The following is a 17,602-nucleotide window of genomic DNA, read 5'->3' on the forward strand; positions in this document are numbered from 1 at the left end:
CCGGGGCTGGTCTCCTGCTGGCGGCGGCGGTGACGCTGTTCTGGGGGGCCCGCGGGTCCGGAAGCCTTTCCTGCGGATCATCCGATCGTTGGTTGATGAGCGTCCTTGACTCAGCAGCCGTGGCGGCAGGCCGGCGGCCTTCGACTGCGAGGCCTACAGGAACGGAGCACCGTCGAGCGCTGAGTCGACCCGCTCAGGCAATGGCGTGGCCGGGCCACTGGATACGACAGTCCGAAAGAAGCCGTCTGGCTTTGGCCGCGCAGGTTCGCCGGGTCGTTCAGGCAGCGGCGGCGAGGGGGCGTCCGCCCCAGCGGATGCCCCCTCGCCGCGGATGCGGGCGCGTACCTTGCGTTCGGCGGCCAGGACGTCGCGGTGGTGGGTTGGCGTTGCGCCAGCGCAGGTAGGCGTGCAGGGCCCGGGTCTGCACGGTGTGGTTGGGGTGATCGCCTGCAGCGGGAACGACCAGGTCGCCGGTGGTGGCGGCAGGCCTGGACCAACTGGGCGATCACCGGAACGCGGTTCCCGCCGGCCGAGGTCGACATGGCTCATTGGAAGAAGATCGCGGGCGGTCTGACGGGGATCTCGGCGGGGTCGCGGTCCAACGTGTGGGGCGTGAACGCGGACGCGAGGATCTACCGGTTCACCAACGACGACGCCACCCTCTGGCACAACGTCCCCGGCGGCCTCACCGACATCAGCGCAGCGGCCGACGGCACCGTCTGGGGCGTCAACGCCAACGCCGAGATCTACCGCTACACCGGCGACCAGCCCTAACCGAGTAAGCCTGCGCCCCGCCGCCCGATGACGGCGGGGCGTTCCTGGCTACTGCTCCCCCAGCCCGGACAGCTGAAGCCCCGATTCCCGGCAATGGAACAGCGAGGACCGAGGCGGTGCGTCTGCCCCGGTCCTCGCCGTGTGAACTCAGGCGAGGCTGGCGTTCTCCGCCTGGGGGCCCTTCTGACCCTGGGTGACGTCGAACGTCACCTTCTGGCCCTCGAAACGGCGGCCGCCGCACGCCGCGGTCGCGGTATTGAGGGGGTGTGGGGTTAGCTCGACTGACAGACCCATCGGCGCGAGGTCGCCGGTCTGCAGCAGGACCTCCGTCGAGCGTTGACCGCTATACCCCAAGGCCGGCAACAACTCTGTCCGGCCGGCACGTCGGGGATGTACCGGCCGGACAGACGAGGTCAGGCGAGGGCGAGGAAGAGTTTTTCCAGCTCTTCCTGCGTCATGGGAGGGGCGTCGGAGCCTTCGGCGAGGCACTGACGCATTCCGCTCGCCACGATCTTGAACCCGGCCCGGTCCAGGGCCCGGGACACAGCGGCCAGCTGGGTCACGACGTCCTTGCAGTCGCGGCCGGACTCGACCATCGTGATCACTGCGGCCAGCTGTCCCTGCGCCCGCCGCAGACGGTTCAGGACGGGCCGTACCGATTCTTCGTCCACCTGCACGAGATCCTCCTTCGCTCCCTGACAAGAATACCCCAAGGGGTATAAATCAGGACTTTGCTGGGATGTGCTCGTGCCCCTCCACCGGTGTGGGGTGCCTGAGACCCGAGGCGGCCGCATGTCGGCGTGGTGGGCGTTGGGCCCGCCGCAGCCGGGCGGCGATCGCGGCGGCCACGGCGACCGTGAGCCCCGCCCAGGTGGCCGGGTGGGCCCATAGGGCGGTGTCGAGCTGCTGCGCGAGGACGAAGACGCCCATGACGACGACGAACCAGCCGAACGCCTTGCGTAGCGTGTCCTGGGGGATGCGACCCGCGACCCGTCCGCCGACCAGGCTGCCGACCACCGCGGCGGCCGTCACGGTCAGGGCGAGCCGCCAGTCGATCTCGATGCCCGACAGGTGCCCGGCGAGTCCGGCGAAGGACTTCATCGCGATGACGAGGAGCGACGTGCCGACCGCGACACCCATCGGGAGCCCGCCGAGGATGACCAGGGCGGGGACGACGAGGAATCCGCCGCCGGAACCGACCAGGCCTGTCACCGCACCGACCACGAGACCTTCCACCGCGATGTACTTCAGGGGCAGATCACCATGCGCGAGCCGCGCCTTCTTGCGGCCGTCACGGGGCTTGCGGAGCATCGCGACCGCGGTCGCCAGCATCATCAGCGCGAAGGCGACGAGCAGAGCGGTGCCTGGGATGTATTCGGCGAGCCGGCCGCCGCCGTAGGCGCCGACCATGCTGAAGGCTCCGAAGAGCAGTCCGGTCCGCCAACGCACCCGCCTGGCCCGTGCGTGCGGGATCAGAGCGGCGAGGCTGGTGACGCCGACCACGAACAGTGAGGTGGCGATGGCCTCCTTGGTGCCCTGCCCGGCGAGGTAGACCAGGATCGGGACGGTCAGGATCGAGCCGCCGCCGCCGAGGATGCCGAGGCTGACGCCGACGAGCAGGGAGGCGGCCACCACCAGGGCGGTCACGGCGTGCTCCGCAGCTCCGTGATCACCGTGCGGATGTCGGTGCGCGGCCCGCGGTTGTACGGCAGTTTCGACAGCAGGACGCCCATGGCACACGAGTTGCTGACGGCGGCGTAGGTCAGGCCGGCGCCGATCGCTGTGCCGATCAGGTGCGCACCGGGGACGAAGATTCCGACGAGGCCGGTGGCAAGGACGAGCGAGCCTGCCACGAGCCGTACCTGGCGCTCCATGTCCCACCGCTCGGGGCCACGGTTGAGGGGTGCGTCGGCGGTCTCCCAGGCGACGATGCCGCCCTCCAGGACGCGGAGGTTGGGCAGTCCTGCGTCGGCCAGGGCCTTCTCGGCCTGCGCGGCGCGCTGCCCGGAGCGGCACACCAGCACGACGTCCTCGTCCAGGTGGGTCAGGAGCTCGGCCCGGTGCTCACGCAGGGTGTCCAGGGGGACGTTGTACGAGCCGGGGATGTGCGCGGTACGGAACTCGCCGGGCGTTCGGACGTCGAGCAGGCGGGGAGCCCTTCCTTCCTGGACGAGCCGGTGCAGGACGGTGGGGGCGAGGGAGGAGGCGGGCGCAGGGGTGGTGCTCATGAGGTTCCTTCGAGTGACCGCACATATACCCCGGGGGGTATATGTGGGAGCTGGTGGGGTCCGGGTGGGTTGCGGGCCCCTGGAGGTGGTCGGGGCTGCGTCGCTCAGGCGTTCGCGGGCTCGGCCGACAGGGCCCAGGCGGCGTATCCGCCGAGGATGTCGGAGATGTCGGTGAAGCCGCGGTGGCGCAGGAGGCTCGCCGCGATGGAGGAGCGGTGCCCGCCGGCGCAGTGCAGGACGAGGGGCTGGTCGGCGGGCAGCTCGCCGCTGCGTGCGGGCAGTTCGCTCAGCGGGATGTGCAGGGCGGTCTCGATGAAGCCGTTCGCCTCGCGCTCGCCGCAGGTGCGGACGTCCACGACGACGGGAGGGTTGTCCCCGGCGAGGACGGTACGCAGGTGCGCGGCGGTCACACGGCTCGCCGGAGTGACGTCGGCGGCCAGCGCCTCCAGGGCGTCCTCGGGGTTGCGCAGGTATCCCGCGGCATGGTCGAAGCCGATCCGGGCGAGGCGGGTGACGACCTCCTCCTCCCGGTTCTGCGGCGCCATGACGAGCAGTTCGCCGGCCGGGTCGAGCACGGTGCCGGCCTGCTCGGCGAACCGTCCGTCGGCGGGGATGTTCACCGCGCCGCGCAGGTGTCCGGCGGCGAACTCCTGCGGATCGCGGGCGTCCACGACGACCGCTCCTGCGGTGCGCAGCTCGGTGAACTCTGCGAGCGTCAGCGGCCGGGGGGCCGCCGAGGCGTCGTAGCGGGCGCGGTCCTTGCGGTTCAGCTCGGCGTCGTAGGCGAAGTAGCCGGGCGCGGCCGCCTGGCCGGCGGTGACGAGCGCGACGAACTCCTCTCGGTCCATGGGCGCGCAGGCGTAGTTGGTCGCGCGCTGCTCTCCGATGGTGGACTGCTTCTCGGTCGACAGGTTCTTGCCGCATGCCGACCCTGCGCCGTGCGCGGGGAAGACGCGGACGGCGTCGGGGAGGCCCATCAGCTTGTTCTGGACGCTGTCGTGGAGCATGACGCCGAGCTCCTCGGCGGTGACGCCGACGGAGGCGAGCAGGTCGGGGCGGCCGACATCGCCGATGAACAGCGCGTCACCGGTGAGGACGCCGTACGGGACGGTGTCGTCGGCATGTTCGTAGACGAGGACGCTGATCGACTCGGGCGTGTGCCCGGGGGTCTCCATGATCTGCAGGGTGACGTCACCGAGGAGGATCCGCTCGTTCTCGGCGAGCAGGCGGATGGGGTACTCGGTCTCGGCCCGGCGGCCGTAGCCGATCCACGCGCCGGTCTCGTCCGCCATCTCCAGGTGTCCGGCGACGAAGTCTGCGTGGAAGTGGGTGTTGATCACGCCGACCACCGTCAGGCCGTGCGCGGCGGCGTCGGCCAGGTACTCGGAGACGTCCCGCCGAGGATCCACGACCACCGCTTGGCCGGTGTTCTCGTCGGCGATCATGTACGACGCCTGGGAGAGGCAGTCGAGGTAGTACTGGGTGAAGAACACGGCAATCCCTTCATGAGGAACGCGCACCCCGAAGTGGGTGCGAGAGTGCTGAGCTGTGGGGCGGTTGCCCGCCCGTCATGGCGGATCCGGCGCCTTCGGGGGCGGGGTTCAGGTGGCGTGAGCGGCCCTGCCGCGTACGAGCGGTCGGCCGGTGCCGGCCCAGCTCGCGGTGCCGCCCGCGACGGACACGGCATCCACACCGAGAGCCGCGAGGTGTTCGGCGGCCCACGCGCTCCGGTTGCCGCTCGCGCAGATCACGTAGACCGGACGGTCCCCTGGCAGCTCGCCAAGTACGGCTCCAAGCGCTGACAGCGGAGTGCTGAGCGCTCCCGGTACATGGCCGGCTGTGTATTCGTCGGATTCACGGACGTCGATGACGAACGCGCCGTCGACGAGATCGGCCGCGAAGGCGTCCACGCCTACTTCACGCATCGAGGTACCCCTTGTTCAATACCCCCCTAGGTATTTACGTACTCGACGGTAAGCCAGCCTCACGGCGAAGTCAAATACCCCCCTGGGTATCCTGAATCGCAGAGGCATCAGAGCAGGGCCGCTCGAAGCAAGATACGGGTGGGGGTATTGTGAAGTGCAGGTATGAGGTTGCCGGAGTCGCTCAAGGCCGATACCGCACAGAAGAAGGAAGGCCTTGCGCAGGTCTGCGGCCGGTCCACCTCGCCAGCCCCTCCGTGCTTGGCCGGTGCCTTCCCCACCTCGTCAAGGCACGAAGGACATCCGCCCGTGAACACCACGCCTACGGCCACCATGCCGACCGACGCCGCGGCACGTCCTGTCCGGCTCGGCCTGCGGGAGAACTGGCTTCAGTTCTCCCTGCTCGTTCTCGTCAACGTCGCCGTGGGCGGCCTGGTCGGCCTGGAACGAACCACCGTGCCACTGATCGGCACCGACACCTTCGGCCTGACGAGCGACCTGGCCGTCTTCTCCTTCATCATCGCCTTCGGCCTCACCAAAGCCCTCACAAACCTCGCAGCCGGAACGCTGACGGCCCGCTTCCGCCGCAAGCAGCTCCTCGTCGCCGGCTGGTTGATCGGAATCCCCGTACCCTTCGCCCTCGCCTGGGCACCGTCCTGGGGATGGATCGTCGCCGCGAACGTCCTGCTCGGCCTCAACCAGGGGCTGACCTGGTCGATGACCGTCAACATGAAGATCGACCTTGTCGGCCCCACCCGCAGAGGCCTGGCCACCGGGCTGAACGAGGCCGCCGGCTACACCGCTGTCGGTGTCACCGCCCTGCTCACCGGCTACCTCGCCACCTCCTACGGCCTACGCCCCGCCCCGGAACTCATCGGCGTCGTCTTCGTCGCCGCCGGCCTCGCCCTGACCCTCGCCGTACGAGACACCGCCGCACACGTAGCCCTCGAACTCGCCCAGCACACCAAGCCCCTGCCCAGCGGCGAGCGCACGGGACTGACCGCCACGTTCGCCCGCACCTCCTGGCACAACCGTTCCCTGCGCGGCGCCAGCCAAGCCGGACTGGTCAACAACCTCAACGACGGTCTGACCTGGGGCGTCTTCCCTCTGCTGTTCACCGACCACGGCCTGGGGTTGGCCGCCGTCGGCCTCATCAAAGGCCTCTACCCCATCTTGTGGGGCATCGGCCAGATACCCAGCGGACTCCTCGCCGACCGCATCGGCCGCAAAGCCCTCATCGTCACCGGCATGCTCGTCCAAGCCACCGGGCTCGTCCTCGCCCTCACCCTGCTGAACCACCCCCTCCTGGCGGGCATCCTGTCCGCCATCGCCCTCGGACTCGGCACCGCCATGGTCTACCCCGCCCTCATCGCCTCCGTCTCCGACCACGCCCACCCTGCGTGGCGCGCCAACGCCCTGGGCACCTACCGCTTCTGGCGCGACATCGGCTACGCCGCAGGAGCCCTCATCGCCGGCATCCTCGCTGATCTCCTCGGCCTGAACGCCACCGTCATCGCAGCCGCCGCCCTCACCGCCGCCTCAGGGCTCCTCGCCGCCCGCTGGATCACCGACACCACAAAGCACTGACGGCCCGCGCCCAGCCGATACAGGGGTACGGTCGGTCCTCGACCTCAGCCGTCTGGGGTCGAGGATGGGCGCTCGGCATCGGATGCACTGCCGACGTATCCGCCCAACCCGCCCTGTGGTTGCGGAGATGAACTGGCGAAGGCCGGTACCGCCCGCATGCGGTCGCTCGGCCTCGTCACTCTCTTTCTCATGACTGTCAGGTCTGCGGTCATGGCATGGGAGCTGCGGCGCCGCGGCAGTCGGCACTCTGAGCGACCAGAGGTGCGCCTTGATGGATTCCTGGGGGTCTGGCACGCGCCCATGCCCCCAGGAATCCGCCTGTCCAGGAAGACGACGTTTGACGGCCTTGGCCCTTCGTCCGGTCCTAGCCTCTACGGGACCAGGTCGGGCAGGCTCGCGGAAGCGAGAACGCCGGCCCGATCGATGGCGATGCGTCCGTCCTTGAGCACGGCGTGCACATGGGCGGGGTCGGCGAGGGCGTCGATGTCGTCCAGCGGGTTCGTGCCGCAGATGACGAGGTCGGCGGCTTTGCCGGCGACCAGGCTGCCGGTGGTGTCACCCACGCCGCACAGATCGGCGGCGTCGGAGGTGGCCGCTCGGATGGCCTGGAGCGGCGTCATGCCGCCGATGCGGACGAGGAGTCCCAGCTCCCTGAGATTCTGCCCGTGGGGGGGCGATCAGGCCCGCATCGGTTCCCATCGCGACACGGATTCCGGCTGCCACGGAACGGGCCACGGACTCCTGGGCGACCCAGTGCCAGTGCACGGCCTTCGCATGTACGAACGCCACACTGCCACCCGACCACCTTGACCAAAGACATAGGGGGCCCCGGGGGGATACGGCAGCCGAGCCACACACCATGGCGCCCCGGACCATGACGACCGGGGCGCCGCCGCCGTGTGCTCGGCTGTCCGGCCTGCTCCAACGACCACCCGCGCACGCCCGTCACCGCCCGGACACCCGTGGGCACATGATCGAATTCCACGCGCCAACCCACCGGGCGTCATGCCGCTGAGGCCGGGTGGAGGTTCCACCATCCCGGCGTCTGCGGCAGGGTCGTTGGGTCACGCGGGCGACTGGCGGCCGGGCAGGGCGTGCGCGAGGAGGAACTCGGTCGCTCCCGCGATGGCCTCGGCGTAGGTGCTGTGGACGGGTTCGGACTCCTTGTCCCGCTGGTCTGCGGCGGTGGCGGTGTACCACCAGGCGTCGGCGTCGGCATCGTGGTGCACGACGGCCGTACCACCTGCGTAGTGGAGCGGAATGGACTCGCTGGTGGATTTCTTGACTACGGCGTGGGGCCACTTCAGACGGGCGGACTGACGCTTGATGCCCCCCCAGGCGGCGCCGAGCTGGGCGTAGTTCGCTCCGCTGCGGCCGGCGACGGTGGCGGCGCTCTCCGCCAGTCGGTCGACGGACTGCTTGGCTTCGTACAGAGCCCGCAGAAGTGCCAGCTGCACATCGGGCGCTGCCATGAGCACGGGGTCGAGGGGCTTGCCGGCGGCGCGGTAGGCCAGCGCCCGGGTCGAGACCCGCTCAGCCAGGGCGCGGACAGCGTCGTGGACTCTCTCGTCCATGGTGAACGCGTCGTCCGTGGTGGGCTCGCTCCACGGGGGCTCCACCAGGGTCGTGACGGTGGTCCAGAAGTTCTCGTCGTTCTTGTCGGGAGTCGGGATCCCAGCCACATCACTCATGCGACAAGCCTACCTGTCGGATGAGTGATGCGACAGGAAAATCTGTCGCCAGTGCCCTTGCGATCGGTTTCCTTGAACCCCGCAGGGCATGGCCCCGGTACGTCAGAAACCCGTCACGGGATGATTCAAGAGGGCTGGCTCTGGCTACTCACTGCTGGATGCCGGCCACGAGAGCGCTGACGCGGATCTCGTACCCGCGGCGGGCCTTGCCCTGCGCCCTCCCCCGGCCGTCCGAAGCCCGAACTGTGCGGAGGCACTGCTGTCTACGAACGAAGGCGGCGACGGCCTGGTGCTCGCGTGAGCGACCGGGCCGTGGTGGTTCGCAGCGCCCACCGGCCCGGACCGTGATCCCGCGCAGTTCGCGGGCGCCAGCGTCGTGGGGGGTGAAGAGCCGCTGCGCGTACGCCGGGGCAGGTGCAGGTGAGGCGGCGGAACCGCCCGTCGTCGGTGGTACCCACCGGTGCGATGCAGCCGAACCGGGCGCGTCTCGACGGTGATGCCGCCGGTGGCCGCCGCCTCCCTCATGACCGCCACGCTCGGCCTCCTCACGGCCGGGCTCGGCACGGGCACGCTGTCCTGGCCGGCGCTGCCGGTCGCATGGCTGGTGATCGGGGCGGCGACCTCGGCCGCCGGACCGGGGGTCGGCAGGACAGCACCCACAACAACGGGACCCGCCCAGGCCACGGCAGGGGCCCGGCCAGGGAGAAGCCCTCCACGCGAGCCCCAGGGGCGGTGCGCCACCGACGCCGACCGGAGTGCACCCCGACCACCGTCGCCGCCCTCACGGCGTCCGGAGCCGCATCAGCTACGCGGCCCGCACCGCTGGCTCTCACAACGGTTTGAGTAGCGCTACTCAGGCGCCCAGGGCCGCTCCGCCGCACGATGGAACCGCCGTCGACACGGCGGCACCGATCCACCCAGGAGGAACCAATCATGCGAGACAGCCGCCCCCGCACACTCGTCCGGCTCACGTTCGCCAACCCCTCGCTGGTCTACCTCGGCCTGGTGGCCGCGGCGGCACTCCCCATGGTGTTCGCCTCAGCGACCGCAGACAGCAGCTTCGCGGCCGTCTGGATCCTCCTGATCACTGCGCCCACCAGCATGCTCCTGCTCCTCCCCGACTTCGCGAACGGCGACTCGGGCCTGGCAAGCGGGTACTTCCTCGCGGCGCTGACCCTTTCCGCGCTGTTCCACTCCTTCCTCCTCGGCCTCGCCTACCGGGGGCTCCGGGGAAACCCGGCACAGCAGGCCCGCACCACCACGTGAAAACCCTCCCCCGACTCCACAAAGCGTCATCCTCCACGCGGGTAACAGTGCCTGCCACCTGGACGACGACCGTGAGATGGGACAGCCTGCCCACGGGCACCTCCTCGGCCAGGCGCGCAGCTGGACGGCGGTCCGGCCGATCAGCTCCAGGGTGCCGGGGGTGGCAAGGACGTGTGGGCGTAGACCTTGGGTCCAGGCCTCTGGCGTAGCGCCGCGCGGGGTCGGCGGGGTTGCGCAGTGCGTGCCGCAGGGCGAGGTACTACGCAGCCGCCCCTTGGATCGGCTGGTTGAGGTTGTGATCCACTGCGCTCATGAGCTTGTCAGTGGATGTCTTTGTGGTTGGTGCGGACGGTAAGAGGCAGGTGCAGGACGTTCCGGACGGGGACTCGGACTCCGCAGGCTTCGAGAGCTGGCGCAATCGTGTATGGGGGTCGGAAGTGGTGCGCTCGCTCGGAGCCGTCTTCTTGCCGGCCCTGGTGGAAGCGGACCTTCAGGTCGAGCCCGCGCAGGTCCCGGCGTTCCTGCGTGAGTGCCTCCTGCTCCGCGAAAACCTGGCGAGGATCGTCGCGGAGACGGAACCTGTGCGATCAGTCGAGGAGCACAGGGGCGCGATCTCCGCGCGATTGGCCATCATCGAGGACGCCGCCAGGCGAGCGAGCGCGGTGGGAGGCGGAATCCTCATCTGGTGACAGGCCCGCAGATTCCGCGCGGTTGATCCCGTCGGCAGCTTGTTCCCGCGGCCGAACGCCGACTCCCGGTCCAGAAGGGCCCCCGGGCAGATCCGCGCAACCTCCGCCAGCAGGACGACGTCCAGAAGTCGACGCGACCCAGCTGACTGGGGGCGTTCGGCGTCGGGAGCAGAGTGCCGAGCAGCAGGTCTCACCGCATCAGCAACTGTCCCTTTACATCCGTACGGGGCTGGGGACACCGACGCCCGCGACGCCTTCATCATCGCTGACCAGGCCCGCATCCGCCGCGACGTGAGCATGCTCCGCCCCGGCGACGACATCGCCCTCGACCTGCGGCTCCTCACGTCCTGCAGGAGCTGGGTGCCTACGTCGGCGAAGTGCTCGTCCGGCAGGCGCGATTCCGCTGGGTCGACTTCGACGGCATGACGTCCGAACTGCTCCGGCTGCCCGTCGGCGTCCGTACGCCCGACGGACGGGCGTGGAACCCGCTCGGCAAGGTGGCCAACCGCTTCGAACTGGGCTCCGACGAATCCGCCTACGGGCTCTTCCTCCTGGTCCCGCGCCGCCCGAAGGACCTGCCGCTGCCGCGGGGGACGGCCGACAGCCTGCGACTGACGGCGGTGTAGGGACGTCGGAACCGGTGTGCGGACCCGGCCGGTTCAGGCCGGGCCCGCCGGTTCAGGCCGGTTCAGGCCCTCGCGTCGTCGGGCGCGCGGCGCGCGGCGAGAGCGGTCTGGAGGCGGCCGAGGGCCGGTTGCAGGGTGAGCGTGCCAGCGAGGGCCACGGCGAAGGCCGGGCCGGTGCCCAGGGGTTCGATCAGGACCGCGGCGAGGAAGCAGAAGGCGGCGAAACCCCACAGGCCCCGGAGGATGCCGCGCAGGGTGGCCGCGGCGGCGGCCGTTCCGCCCTGGGCGAGCGCGAAGGTGGCGACGACGCTCGTGCCGATGGGGAAGGGAGCGAGCACGCCCGTCAGGTCGGGGCCGAGCTGTGCGGCCGCCGTGGTGAGCGCCGTGACCAGGGCGGCTGTCGCCGCGGCGCGGGCCGGGAGGTCCCACCACGGGAGCGGGGCGGAGGGCCGGATCGGCGCGTCGGCCGGTGCGGTGCGGGTCAGGGCCCAGGTGCCGCAGGCCGTCGCGGCGAGTGACAGGCACAGGGCGCCGACCGGCGGCACGGACAGTGGGGCGAGTGCGAGGTCGGCGACCAGGCACACCGCCCAGGCCAGTACGAGGGTGACCGCCCAGTGGCCGGTCCGCGGCATGCGCGACAGCGCGGCGAAGACGACGGTGAACAGGGCGAGGGAGACGAGTCCGAGCAGCGAGGCGCCGGCGGCCCGCGCGGCGAATTCCGGGCCGTGTTCCAGGCCGGTGATGAGGAGGATCGGTCCTGCCACGATCGGCAGTGTGACCAGGGTGCCCGCCACGGTCGGCCCCCAGCGTCGTCCGGCCAGCGAGGAGGCGACCACGAGGGCGGGGGCCAGGAGCAGCTTCAGTATCAGTATCGACACCGGCGTCATCCTGGCACATGCGTACTGGCCCCCTGTGGGCCGGTGTCCGCCCCGGGCAGGGGCCACGGCGGCGATCTCAGTGGTGGGCGAAACGGTTACCGGCAGCATGACGGGTGAGGATCAGGGCTTGGGTCGTGAGGGCCGACAGGGGTGGACGCAGCTGCACGTCGCGGCGGATGAGCAGGATGCCGCAGCTGTCGGCTCTCTCCTGGCGGTAGGTGTGGAGGTGAACACGCCCGACGGGCAGGGCAATACGCCTTTGTGGCTGGCCGTGTTCACGTATCGAGGCGATGGTGCGGTGTTGTCGCTGCTGGTCAAAGCCGGTGCCGATCCGGACAGGGACAACCTTCATGGTGTGAGCCCCCGGCGTCTTGCCGGCTGGCGTATCGGTTCAGATGTCGCGGAGCAGCTCGGAGAGCTTCCTTCCCCGTAGTGCAATTTCTGCAGGTCAGGCTGCCTTTGCGGGCGGGGGTTCGTAGAAGGTTCCGTCGCGGAGCATGGCGAAACGGACGTCGGCCCGGTGCCTGGCGAGGCAGAGCAGGGCCTGGGTGTGGTGTTTACCCTGGGCGATCTTCTTGTCGTAGTAGGCCCGCGATGCCGGATCGCCCAGAGCCGCGTGGCCTCGCCGGCCAGATCGTCGTCGAAGCCGACGATCATCTCCAGCTCGGCAATCGTCTCGTCCTCGCCAGCGATCGCCCGCAGCGTGTGCGGCATCGCGCGGGCCGCGTCGGCGATGATGAACGCGTCCTTCGCATCGGTCTTCGCCTCGCCGGGGTAGAGGTCGGCGATCCGCCGCATCGTCAGCCCCGGCAGGTAGGAGACGGGGCAGCCCATGTCCCTCGCGACTGCCAGCGGCAAGGCCCCAATCGAGGCCGGCTGATCCACCACGACCAGCACTGTCCCGTGCTTGGCCTGCAGCTGGGCGAACAGCTCGGGTTCGGCGTCGGGTAGGCGCTTGTCGAACGTCTGGCCCAGCTCGAAGCCCAGGTCATCGAACGACGCCGGACTACGAACTGATCTTGGAGCTGGGATCGCTTACTGCCACCCCGCCGCCGGGCTTGACAGTGAGAACTCCATGGTCGCGGACCGTCACTGTCCATGCTGACCGCTCGTCACTGATCGGCACCAGCAAGCGCCAACCGCCCGCGAACAGGACCCGGAGTGCTCCCTGATCGGAAACGCTGACCTCGGCAACGGCTTGACGCAACAGCTCAGTCGCCTTGCCGAGGTTCGTCTGCGGCCACGCCGAAAGCCCGTATGCCCGCTCGTCCGCCACAAGTTCCGCCCCCGAGCACAGGATCTCGCGGTCCATGGCACAGGCCGAGCTTCTGAACAGCGACTTCACGTTGTCTCACGGCCATGGCGCGCGGTTCAGTCCCACGGCCATGGCATATCGCGATCGGTTGCGCGCCGCCGCGTACCGAGTGTGTCGGCCGCAACAGACGCGACGGCATCGTTGGCCCGCGGGTTTGCTGCGGGCCCCAGCTCGACGGATGTGGACGATGGCCCCGCCTCATGGCTGCATTTCACCAGGCGGGCTTGCTTTTACCGTTCGGGTGAACGAAGACAGCGGACTGCGAATCGGCGAGCCGGGATGGCGTCCTCTACTGGGATGGCATCGAGCTGGGATACGCGGGCGCCCGGGGTGTCAGGGTTGTGGTGCTCAGTTCATGGCTGCTGTGGGCTTGACAGCGTGCGGGGGCAGTTCACTGGAGCCGCGGATCACCAGACGGGTGGGGACCATGATGGTCCGGACGCGGCTGTGGTCGCCGTCCAGGCGGGTGAGAGCGGTCTTGGCCGCTGTCTCACCGATGGTCGCGGGGTCTTGGGTGACAACGGTCAGTGCCGGTTCGAGGGTCTCGGCGAGTGGGAGGTCGTCGAAGGTGATCAGGGCGATGTCTTTGCGGCGTGCACGGGCGAGTTGTGCGATGACGCCGAGGGCCATCATGTTGTTTCCGGCGAAGATGGCGGTGGGCGGATTCGGCAGGCTCAACAGTGCTGTGGTCTCGGAGGCGGCCCCATCCTGGCTGTGGGCGCCGGACACCAGGGTTCGGTCGTAGGGCAGTCCGGCCTCGGCGAGCGCCGAGCGGTAGCCGGCGAGCCGTTCACGCCGGGTGTAGAGCTTGGCGGGAAGGTCTCCGATGAAGCCGATCCGGCTGTGGCCGCGGGCGATGAGGTGGGAGACGCCCTCGTGGACGCCGGTCCGGTTGGAGCTGACCACGCAATCGGCGGACAGTCCGACGCCCGGCCGGTCGAGGAAGACCACCGGCAGCCCTGCCGCGCGCGGTGCCTTGAGGTGACTGTGTTCGGCTCCGAACGCGGGGACGACCATCAGCATGCTGACGCGCCGGGCGAGGAACGTCTGGATCAACGCCGTCTCGCGGTCCGGGTCTTCGGCCGACGAACCCATGAGCAGAGTGAGGCCGCGACTGCGCACGATGTCTTCTATGCCGCTGGCGACGGTTCCGAAGAAGGGGTTGCCCAGGTCCGGTACGACCAGGCCGACCGTGCTGTCGGGACCTCCGACGCGGATGTTGCGGGCCATCAGGTTCGGCTGGAAGCCGAGCTTCGCGACCGCGGCGAGCACGCGCTCGCGGGTCTGCGGAGAACTCGGCCCGTCCTCGTTGAGGACCCGGGACACCGTCTTGGCGCTGACGCCCACTTCCTTGGCGACATCGGCCAGTGTGGGGCGACGGTTCGCGGCCATGTACCACCGTTCCTGTGCGTTCGTCGGGCCCGGCCCGGCCTGGGGCCGGGCCCGCTGTCCTGGCTATGCGGCGATCCTGCGTCCTGCGCGGCGTTGCCCCCGCAGTGACTCAGTGGGTGGACACGCCTGCCGCCTCGGCGGCACCCGCGTCGGCAACGACCGTACCTCCATCGTCGCTCACCCTGAGCGCTCCCGTCATGATGGCGACGACCTCCGCCATCGAATAGTCGGAAGGCTTGATCAGGGCTTCGCGCCGGCCGAGCCGGTGGATGTGGATGCGGTCGGCGATCTCGAAGACATGCGGCATGTTGTGGCTGATCAGGACCACGGGCATGCCCTTGTCGCGGACTCGGCGGATCAGGTCGAGGACCTGGCCCGATTCCTTGACACCCAAGGCGGCGGTCGGCTCGTCCATCACGACGACGCTCTTGGCCCAGGCGACGGACCGCGCGACCGCGACGGCCTGGCGCTGGCCTCCGGACAGGGTCTCCACCGGCTGGGTCAGCGATCGCAGCCCGATCTTGAGGTCGGCCATGTGGGCGGCCGCCTCCTGGCGCATGCGCTTCTTGTCGAGCATGCGCAGCGCGCTGCCGAGGAGGCCCGGCCGGCGCAGCTCGCGTCCGAGGAACATGTTGGAGGCGATGTCCATGGAAGCGGCGACGGCAAGGTCCTGGTAGACGGTCTCGATGCCGTGCTGCCGGGCGCTCTGCGGTCCGGTGAACCTGATGGGCTCGCCGTTCAGCCGGATCTCGCCCTCGTCGGGGGTGATCGCGCCGGTGAGGGCCTTGATCAGGCTCGTCTTGCCGGCGCCGTTGTCGCCGATGACGGCGAGGACCTCTCCGGGCAGCAGGTCGAAGTCGGCGCCGTCGATGGCGGTGACATGACCGTACCGCTTGACCAGGCCGCGTGCCTGGAGCACGGGCGTGACATCGGTAGTGCTCATCGTGCCTTCTTCCGGGAGATCTGGTCGACGGTCACGGCGAGGATGACCAGGACGCCGGTGATCAGGGTCTGGTAGATGGAGGCCACACCCATCAGCTGGAGACCGTTGCGGAACACACCGACGATGAGGACGCCGATGAAGGTGCCGAGGACGGCACCCCGACCGCCGAAGAGGCTGGTGCCGCCGAGGACGACGGCGGTGATGCTGTCGAGGTTGTCGGTCTGTCCGGCCTGCGGGTCACCGACGCCGGTACGGGAGATCAGGAGCAGCGCGGCGATCCCGTAGACGGCTCCGGCCAGGGTGTAAAGGCCGATCGTCAGCCGGGAGGTGCGGATGCCGTTGAGGCGGGCCGCCTCGGGGCTGTTGCCCAGCGCGTACACGTGCCGGCCCCAGGACGTGCTGCTCAGCGCGTAGGCGAAGACCAGGAACAGGGCGATGGTGACGAGCGAGCCGTAGGTGATGTCGGTGTTGCCGAGCGGGAAGGTTTCACCGAGGGCGGTCAGCGGTCCGGGGAGGTTGGTGATCGTCTGTTCGGCGGAGTAGATGTGGGTCAGGGCGAAGGCCACGTTCAGCATGCCGAGGGTGACGATGAACGGGGGGAGCGGGATCAGCTGCACCAGCAGACCGTTGACCAGTCCGAAGCCCGCGCACACGGCCAGGCCGAGGGCGACCGCGACGAGCGGGGGCAGGCCGCCTTCGGCTGCCGTCTTGGCGATGACGATGCTGCCGAACGCCATGACGGCACCGCAGGACAGATCGATGCCGGCGGTGAGGATGATCAGGGTCTGGCCGATGGCCAGTGTGCCCACGACCATGACCTGCTGGACGATCAGCGAGAAGTTGCCGCCGGAGAGGAACTGCTCGGTCGTCAGGGAGAAGAAGACACAGGCCAGCAGCAGGGCGACGAGCGGGCCCGTGGTCGGTGTGGTGAGCAGCCGGCGGACCGTGGTCGGTCCCTTCAGCTGATCGTAGGGCAGGGGTGTGGCAGTCATGATGGTCCTTGCCGGTGGTCGATGATCGGCGGAGCGGGGTTCGTCAGAGGGATGGCGGCGGGCTGTGCGCTGGGGCATGCCGCGAAGGGCCCCCTCCTACAGGTGCGGGCGGCCCGGCCTCGCGGGCGGGGAGACCGGATTCGGGCTGCTCGGCCGCAGGAGCGGTCTGTACGACCGAAGGCACACCCTGATGCCGGGCTCAGCCCCAGCACTTCTCCAGGCCGTAGGCGGTGTCCTTGGAGTCGACCCCCGTCTTTGCCGCGTCGGTGATGAGCGTGACGCCGGTGTCGGTGTAGCCGGATGCCTTCTTGCCGTTCTTGGCGAAGTCGGCGACCGCCTTGACGCCCTGGGACGCCATCTGGAGCGGGTACTGCTGGGAGGTCGCCGCGATCTTGCCCTCCTTGACGGCCTTCGTGCCGGTGCAGCCGCCGTCGACGGACACGACGAGCACCTTCTTCTCCAGGCCCTTGGCCTTGAGCGCGGTGTAGGCGCCCAGCGCGGCCGGCTCGTTGATCGTGTAGACGACGTTGATGTCCGGGGACTTCTGGAGGCAGTTCTCCATCGCCGTCTGGCCCTTGGCCTGGTCGCCGCCGGTGTCCTGCATGCACGCGATGTCGCCCTCCGCGACGCCGAAGCCCTTGAGGAAGCCCTGGTGGCGCTGCACGCCCACCGCGACGCCGGGCGCGAGGTCCAGCGTGGCGATCTTCGCCTCCTTGCCGGCCATGGCCGCCTTGGCGTACTGGCCGATGAGCTCGCCCGCCTTGACGTTGTCGGTGGCGAACAGGGCGTCGGTGGCGTCCTGCGGGTCGGTCGGGCTGTCGAGCGCGATGATCAGGACGCCCTTGGCGCGTGCCTTCTCGAGGGCGGGGACGATCGCCTTGGAGTCGTTGGGCGTGATGAGGATGCCCTTCACCCCGGAGTTGACCATGTTCTCGATGGCGGTGACCTGGCCGGCGTTGTCGCCGTCGAACTTCCCGGCGGCGCTGACGAGTTCGACGCCGTTGTCCTTCGCGGCCTGCTCGGCACCCTCCTTCATCTTCACGAAGAACGGGTTCGTGTCCGTCTTGGTGATCAGTCCGACCTTGACCCCGTCATCACCGGACCCACCCTGCGCGCCGGAGCCGCAGGCCGTCAGGGTCAGCGCCGAGACGGTGGCGAGGGCGGTGAATCCGATGGAGGCGAAGGTGGTGCGGTTTCTGCGAAGCATGACTGATCTCCTGCTGGACGAGGGCGGAACGGCCGTGGATCGAGGTGCTGCAGAGCAAGGGAACTGCTGCTGGCGAACGCACTGGAGCGGTG

The 17,602-nt window shown here is 69.6% G+C and carries 20 protein-coding genes and 4 pseudogenes; 7 read left to right on the forward strand and 17 right to left on the reverse strand.

Features of this window, described 5'->3' with window-relative positions; all coding sequences use genetic code 11:
- Positions 1-277: 277 nt before the first annotated feature.
- Positions 278-445, reverse strand: a pseudogene (locus IO20_RS41730) (IS630 family transposase); the annotation flags it as partial.
- Between the two features lie 95 nt (positions 446-540).
- Between IO20_RS41730 and IO20_RS0131380 the strand changes: the two are divergent.
- Entirely contained in the window at positions 541-774 is a 234-nt protein-coding gene (locus IO20_RS0131380; RefSeq protein ID WP_030556053.1) for a tectonin domain-containing protein, read from the forward strand.
- Positions 775-921: 147 nt separating this feature from the next.
- On the opposite strand, the gene IO20_RS42445 is transcribed toward IO20_RS0131380, so the two are convergent.
- The 6 genes from IO20_RS42445 to IO20_RS0131410 all read right to left on the reverse strand — a co-directional run bounded on the left by IO20_RS42445 (position 922) and on the right by IO20_RS0131410 (position 4,927).
- On the reverse strand, positions 922-1,068 hold the full coding sequence (locus IO20_RS42445) for a cold-shock protein (protein ID WP_397793283.1): 147 nt from the start codon (positions 1,066-1,068) through the stop codon (positions 922-924).
- Between the two features lie 119 nt (positions 1,069-1,187).
- Positions 1,188-1,451, reverse strand: a complete 264-nt coding sequence (locus IO20_RS0131390) for a metal-sensitive transcriptional regulator (RefSeq protein ID WP_030556049.1) — start codon at positions 1,449-1,451, stop codon at positions 1,188-1,190.
- A gap of 46 nt (positions 1,452-1,497) precedes the next feature.
- Positions 1,498-2,421 carry a sulfite exporter TauE/SafE family protein gene (locus IO20_RS0131395; RefSeq protein WP_078946254.1) on the reverse strand — a complete coding sequence of 308 codons (924 nt, stop codon included), beginning with the start codon at positions 2,419-2,421 and terminating at the stop codon, positions 1,498-1,500.
- On the reverse strand, positions 2,418-3,002 hold the full coding sequence (locus tag IO20_RS0131400) for a rhodanese-like domain-containing protein (protein WP_030556045.1): 585 nt from the start codon (positions 3,000-3,002) through the stop codon (positions 2,418-2,420). The genes IO20_RS0131395 and IO20_RS0131400 overlap by 4 nt, the downstream gene beginning before the upstream one ends.
- A 104-nt stretch (positions 3,003-3,106) precedes the next feature.
- Positions 3,107-4,495: an MBL fold metallo-hydrolase gene (locus tag IO20_RS0131405; RefSeq protein WP_030556044.1), complete on the reverse strand. Its 1,389-nt coding sequence runs from the start codon at positions 4,493-4,495 to the stop codon at positions 3,107-3,109.
- 108 nt (positions 4,496-4,603) lie between these two features.
- Positions 4,604-4,927: a rhodanese-like domain-containing protein gene (locus IO20_RS0131410; RefSeq protein WP_030556042.1), complete on the reverse strand. Its 324-nt coding sequence runs from the start codon at positions 4,925-4,927 to the stop codon at positions 4,604-4,606.
- A gap of 306 nt (positions 4,928-5,233) precedes the next feature.
- Here IO20_RS0131410 and IO20_RS0131415 point away from each other — a divergent pair, with 306 nt between their 5' ends.
- A complete protein-coding gene (locus tag IO20_RS0131415; RefSeq protein ID WP_211270452.1) occupies positions 5,234-6,511 on the forward strand; it encodes an MFS transporter in 1,278 nt (425 codons plus the stop codon).
- Positions 6,512-6,882: 371 nt separating this feature from the next.
- On the opposite strand, the gene IO20_RS41735 is transcribed toward IO20_RS0131415, so the two are convergent.
- From IO20_RS41735 to IO20_RS42450, 3 genes and pseudogenes are all read right to left on the reverse strand, one after another.
- A complete protein-coding gene (locus IO20_RS41735) occupies positions 6,883-7,131 on the reverse strand; it encodes an amidohydrolase family protein (protein WP_030556039.1) in 249 nt (82 codons plus the stop codon).
- Positions 7,132-7,575: 444 nt separating this feature from the next.
- Positions 7,576-8,202, reverse strand: a complete 627-nt coding sequence (locus IO20_RS0131425) for a hypothetical protein (protein WP_030556037.1) — start codon at positions 8,200-8,202, stop codon at positions 7,576-7,578.
- A gap of 352 nt (positions 8,203-8,554) precedes the next feature.
- Positions 8,555-8,724, reverse strand: a pseudogene (locus tag IO20_RS42450) (telomere-protecting terminal protein Tpg); the annotation flags it as partial.
- Between the two features lie 411 nt (positions 8,725-9,135).
- On the opposite strand from IO20_RS42450, the gene IO20_RS0131430 reads away from it, so the two are divergent.
- The 4 genes and pseudogenes from IO20_RS0131430 to IO20_RS37055 all read left to right on the forward strand — a co-directional run bounded on the left by IO20_RS0131430 (position 9,136) and on the right by IO20_RS37055 (position 10,783).
- Positions 9,136-9,468: an SCO4225 family membrane protein gene (locus IO20_RS0131430; protein ID WP_030556035.1), complete on the forward strand. Its 333-nt coding sequence runs from the start codon at positions 9,136-9,138 to the stop codon at positions 9,466-9,468.
- Positions 9,469-9,779: 311 nt separating this feature from the next.
- A complete protein-coding gene (locus IO20_RS0131435) occupies positions 9,780-10,157 on the forward strand; it encodes a hypothetical protein (protein ID WP_030556034.1) in 378 nt (125 codons plus the stop codon).
- Positions 10,158-10,382: 225 nt separating this feature from the next.
- Positions 10,383-10,511 (forward strand): annotated as a pseudogene (locus tag IO20_RS41740) (IS110 family transposase); the annotation flags it as partial.
- Between the two features lie 23 nt (positions 10,512-10,534).
- Positions 10,535-10,783 (forward strand): hypothetical protein, encoded by a 249-nt coding sequence (locus tag IO20_RS37055; RefSeq protein ID WP_051874959.1) that lies wholly within the window; start codon positions 10,535-10,537, stop codon positions 10,781-10,783.
- 62 nt (positions 10,784-10,845) lie between these two features.
- Here IO20_RS37055 and IO20_RS0131445 read toward each other — a convergent pair whose 3' ends face one another.
- The gene (locus IO20_RS0131445) at positions 10,846-11,661 is read right to left on the reverse strand and encodes a hypothetical protein (RefSeq protein ID WP_211270453.1); all 816 of its coding nucleotides are present in this window, start codon (positions 11,659-11,661) and stop codon (positions 10,846-10,848) included.
- A 106-nt stretch (positions 11,662-11,767) separates the two neighbouring features.
- Between IO20_RS0131445 and IO20_RS42455 the strand changes: the two genes are divergently transcribed.
- Positions 11,768-12,094: an ankyrin repeat domain-containing protein gene (locus IO20_RS42455; RefSeq protein WP_369405428.1), complete on the forward strand. Its 327-nt coding sequence runs from the start codon at positions 11,768-11,770 to the stop codon at positions 12,092-12,094.
- 179 nt (positions 12,095-12,273) lie between these two features.
- On the opposite strand, the pseudogene IO20_RS39120 reads toward IO20_RS42455, so the two are convergent.
- The 6 genes and pseudogenes from IO20_RS39120 to IO20_RS0131475 form a co-directional block, all read right to left on the reverse strand.
- A pseudogene (locus IO20_RS39120) lies at positions 12,274-12,648 on the reverse strand (IS110 family transposase); the annotation flags it as partial.
- Positions 12,649-12,667: 19 nt separating this feature from the next.
- Positions 12,668-13,006 (reverse strand): DUF6188 family protein, encoded by a 339-nt coding sequence (locus IO20_RS0131455; protein WP_031127757.1) that lies wholly within the window; start codon positions 13,004-13,006, stop codon positions 12,668-12,670.
- A gap of 318 nt (positions 13,007-13,324) precedes the next feature.
- On the reverse strand, positions 13,325-14,368 hold the full coding sequence (locus IO20_RS0131460; protein ID WP_030556021.1) for a LacI family DNA-binding transcriptional regulator: 1,044 nt from the start codon (positions 14,366-14,368) through the stop codon (positions 13,325-13,327).
- A gap of 109 nt (positions 14,369-14,477) precedes the next feature.
- Positions 14,478-15,311, reverse strand: coding sequence for an ATP-binding cassette domain-containing protein (locus tag IO20_RS0131465; RefSeq protein ID WP_030556020.1), 834 nt, complete (start codon positions 15,309-15,311; stop codon positions 14,478-14,480).
- Positions 15,308-16,303 carry an ABC transporter permease gene (locus IO20_RS0131470; protein ID WP_030556018.1) on the reverse strand — a complete coding sequence of 332 codons (996 nt, stop codon included), beginning with the start codon at positions 16,301-16,303 and terminating at the stop codon, positions 15,308-15,310. Before IO20_RS0131470 ends, IO20_RS0131465 begins: the two co-directional genes overlap by 4 nt.
- Positions 16,304-16,502: 199 nt before the next feature.
- Complete coding sequence (locus IO20_RS0131475; RefSeq protein ID WP_030556017.1) at positions 16,503-17,510, reverse strand: sugar ABC transporter substrate-binding protein; 1,008 nt, start codon at positions 17,508-17,510, stop codon at positions 16,503-16,505.
- Between the last annotated feature and the right edge of the window lie 92 nt (positions 17,511-17,602).

Source organism: Streptomyces exfoliatus (genome assembly GCF_000725545.1).
Lineage (GTDB): Bacteria > Actinomycetota > Actinomycetes > Streptomycetales > Streptomycetaceae > Streptomyces > Streptomyces exfoliatus.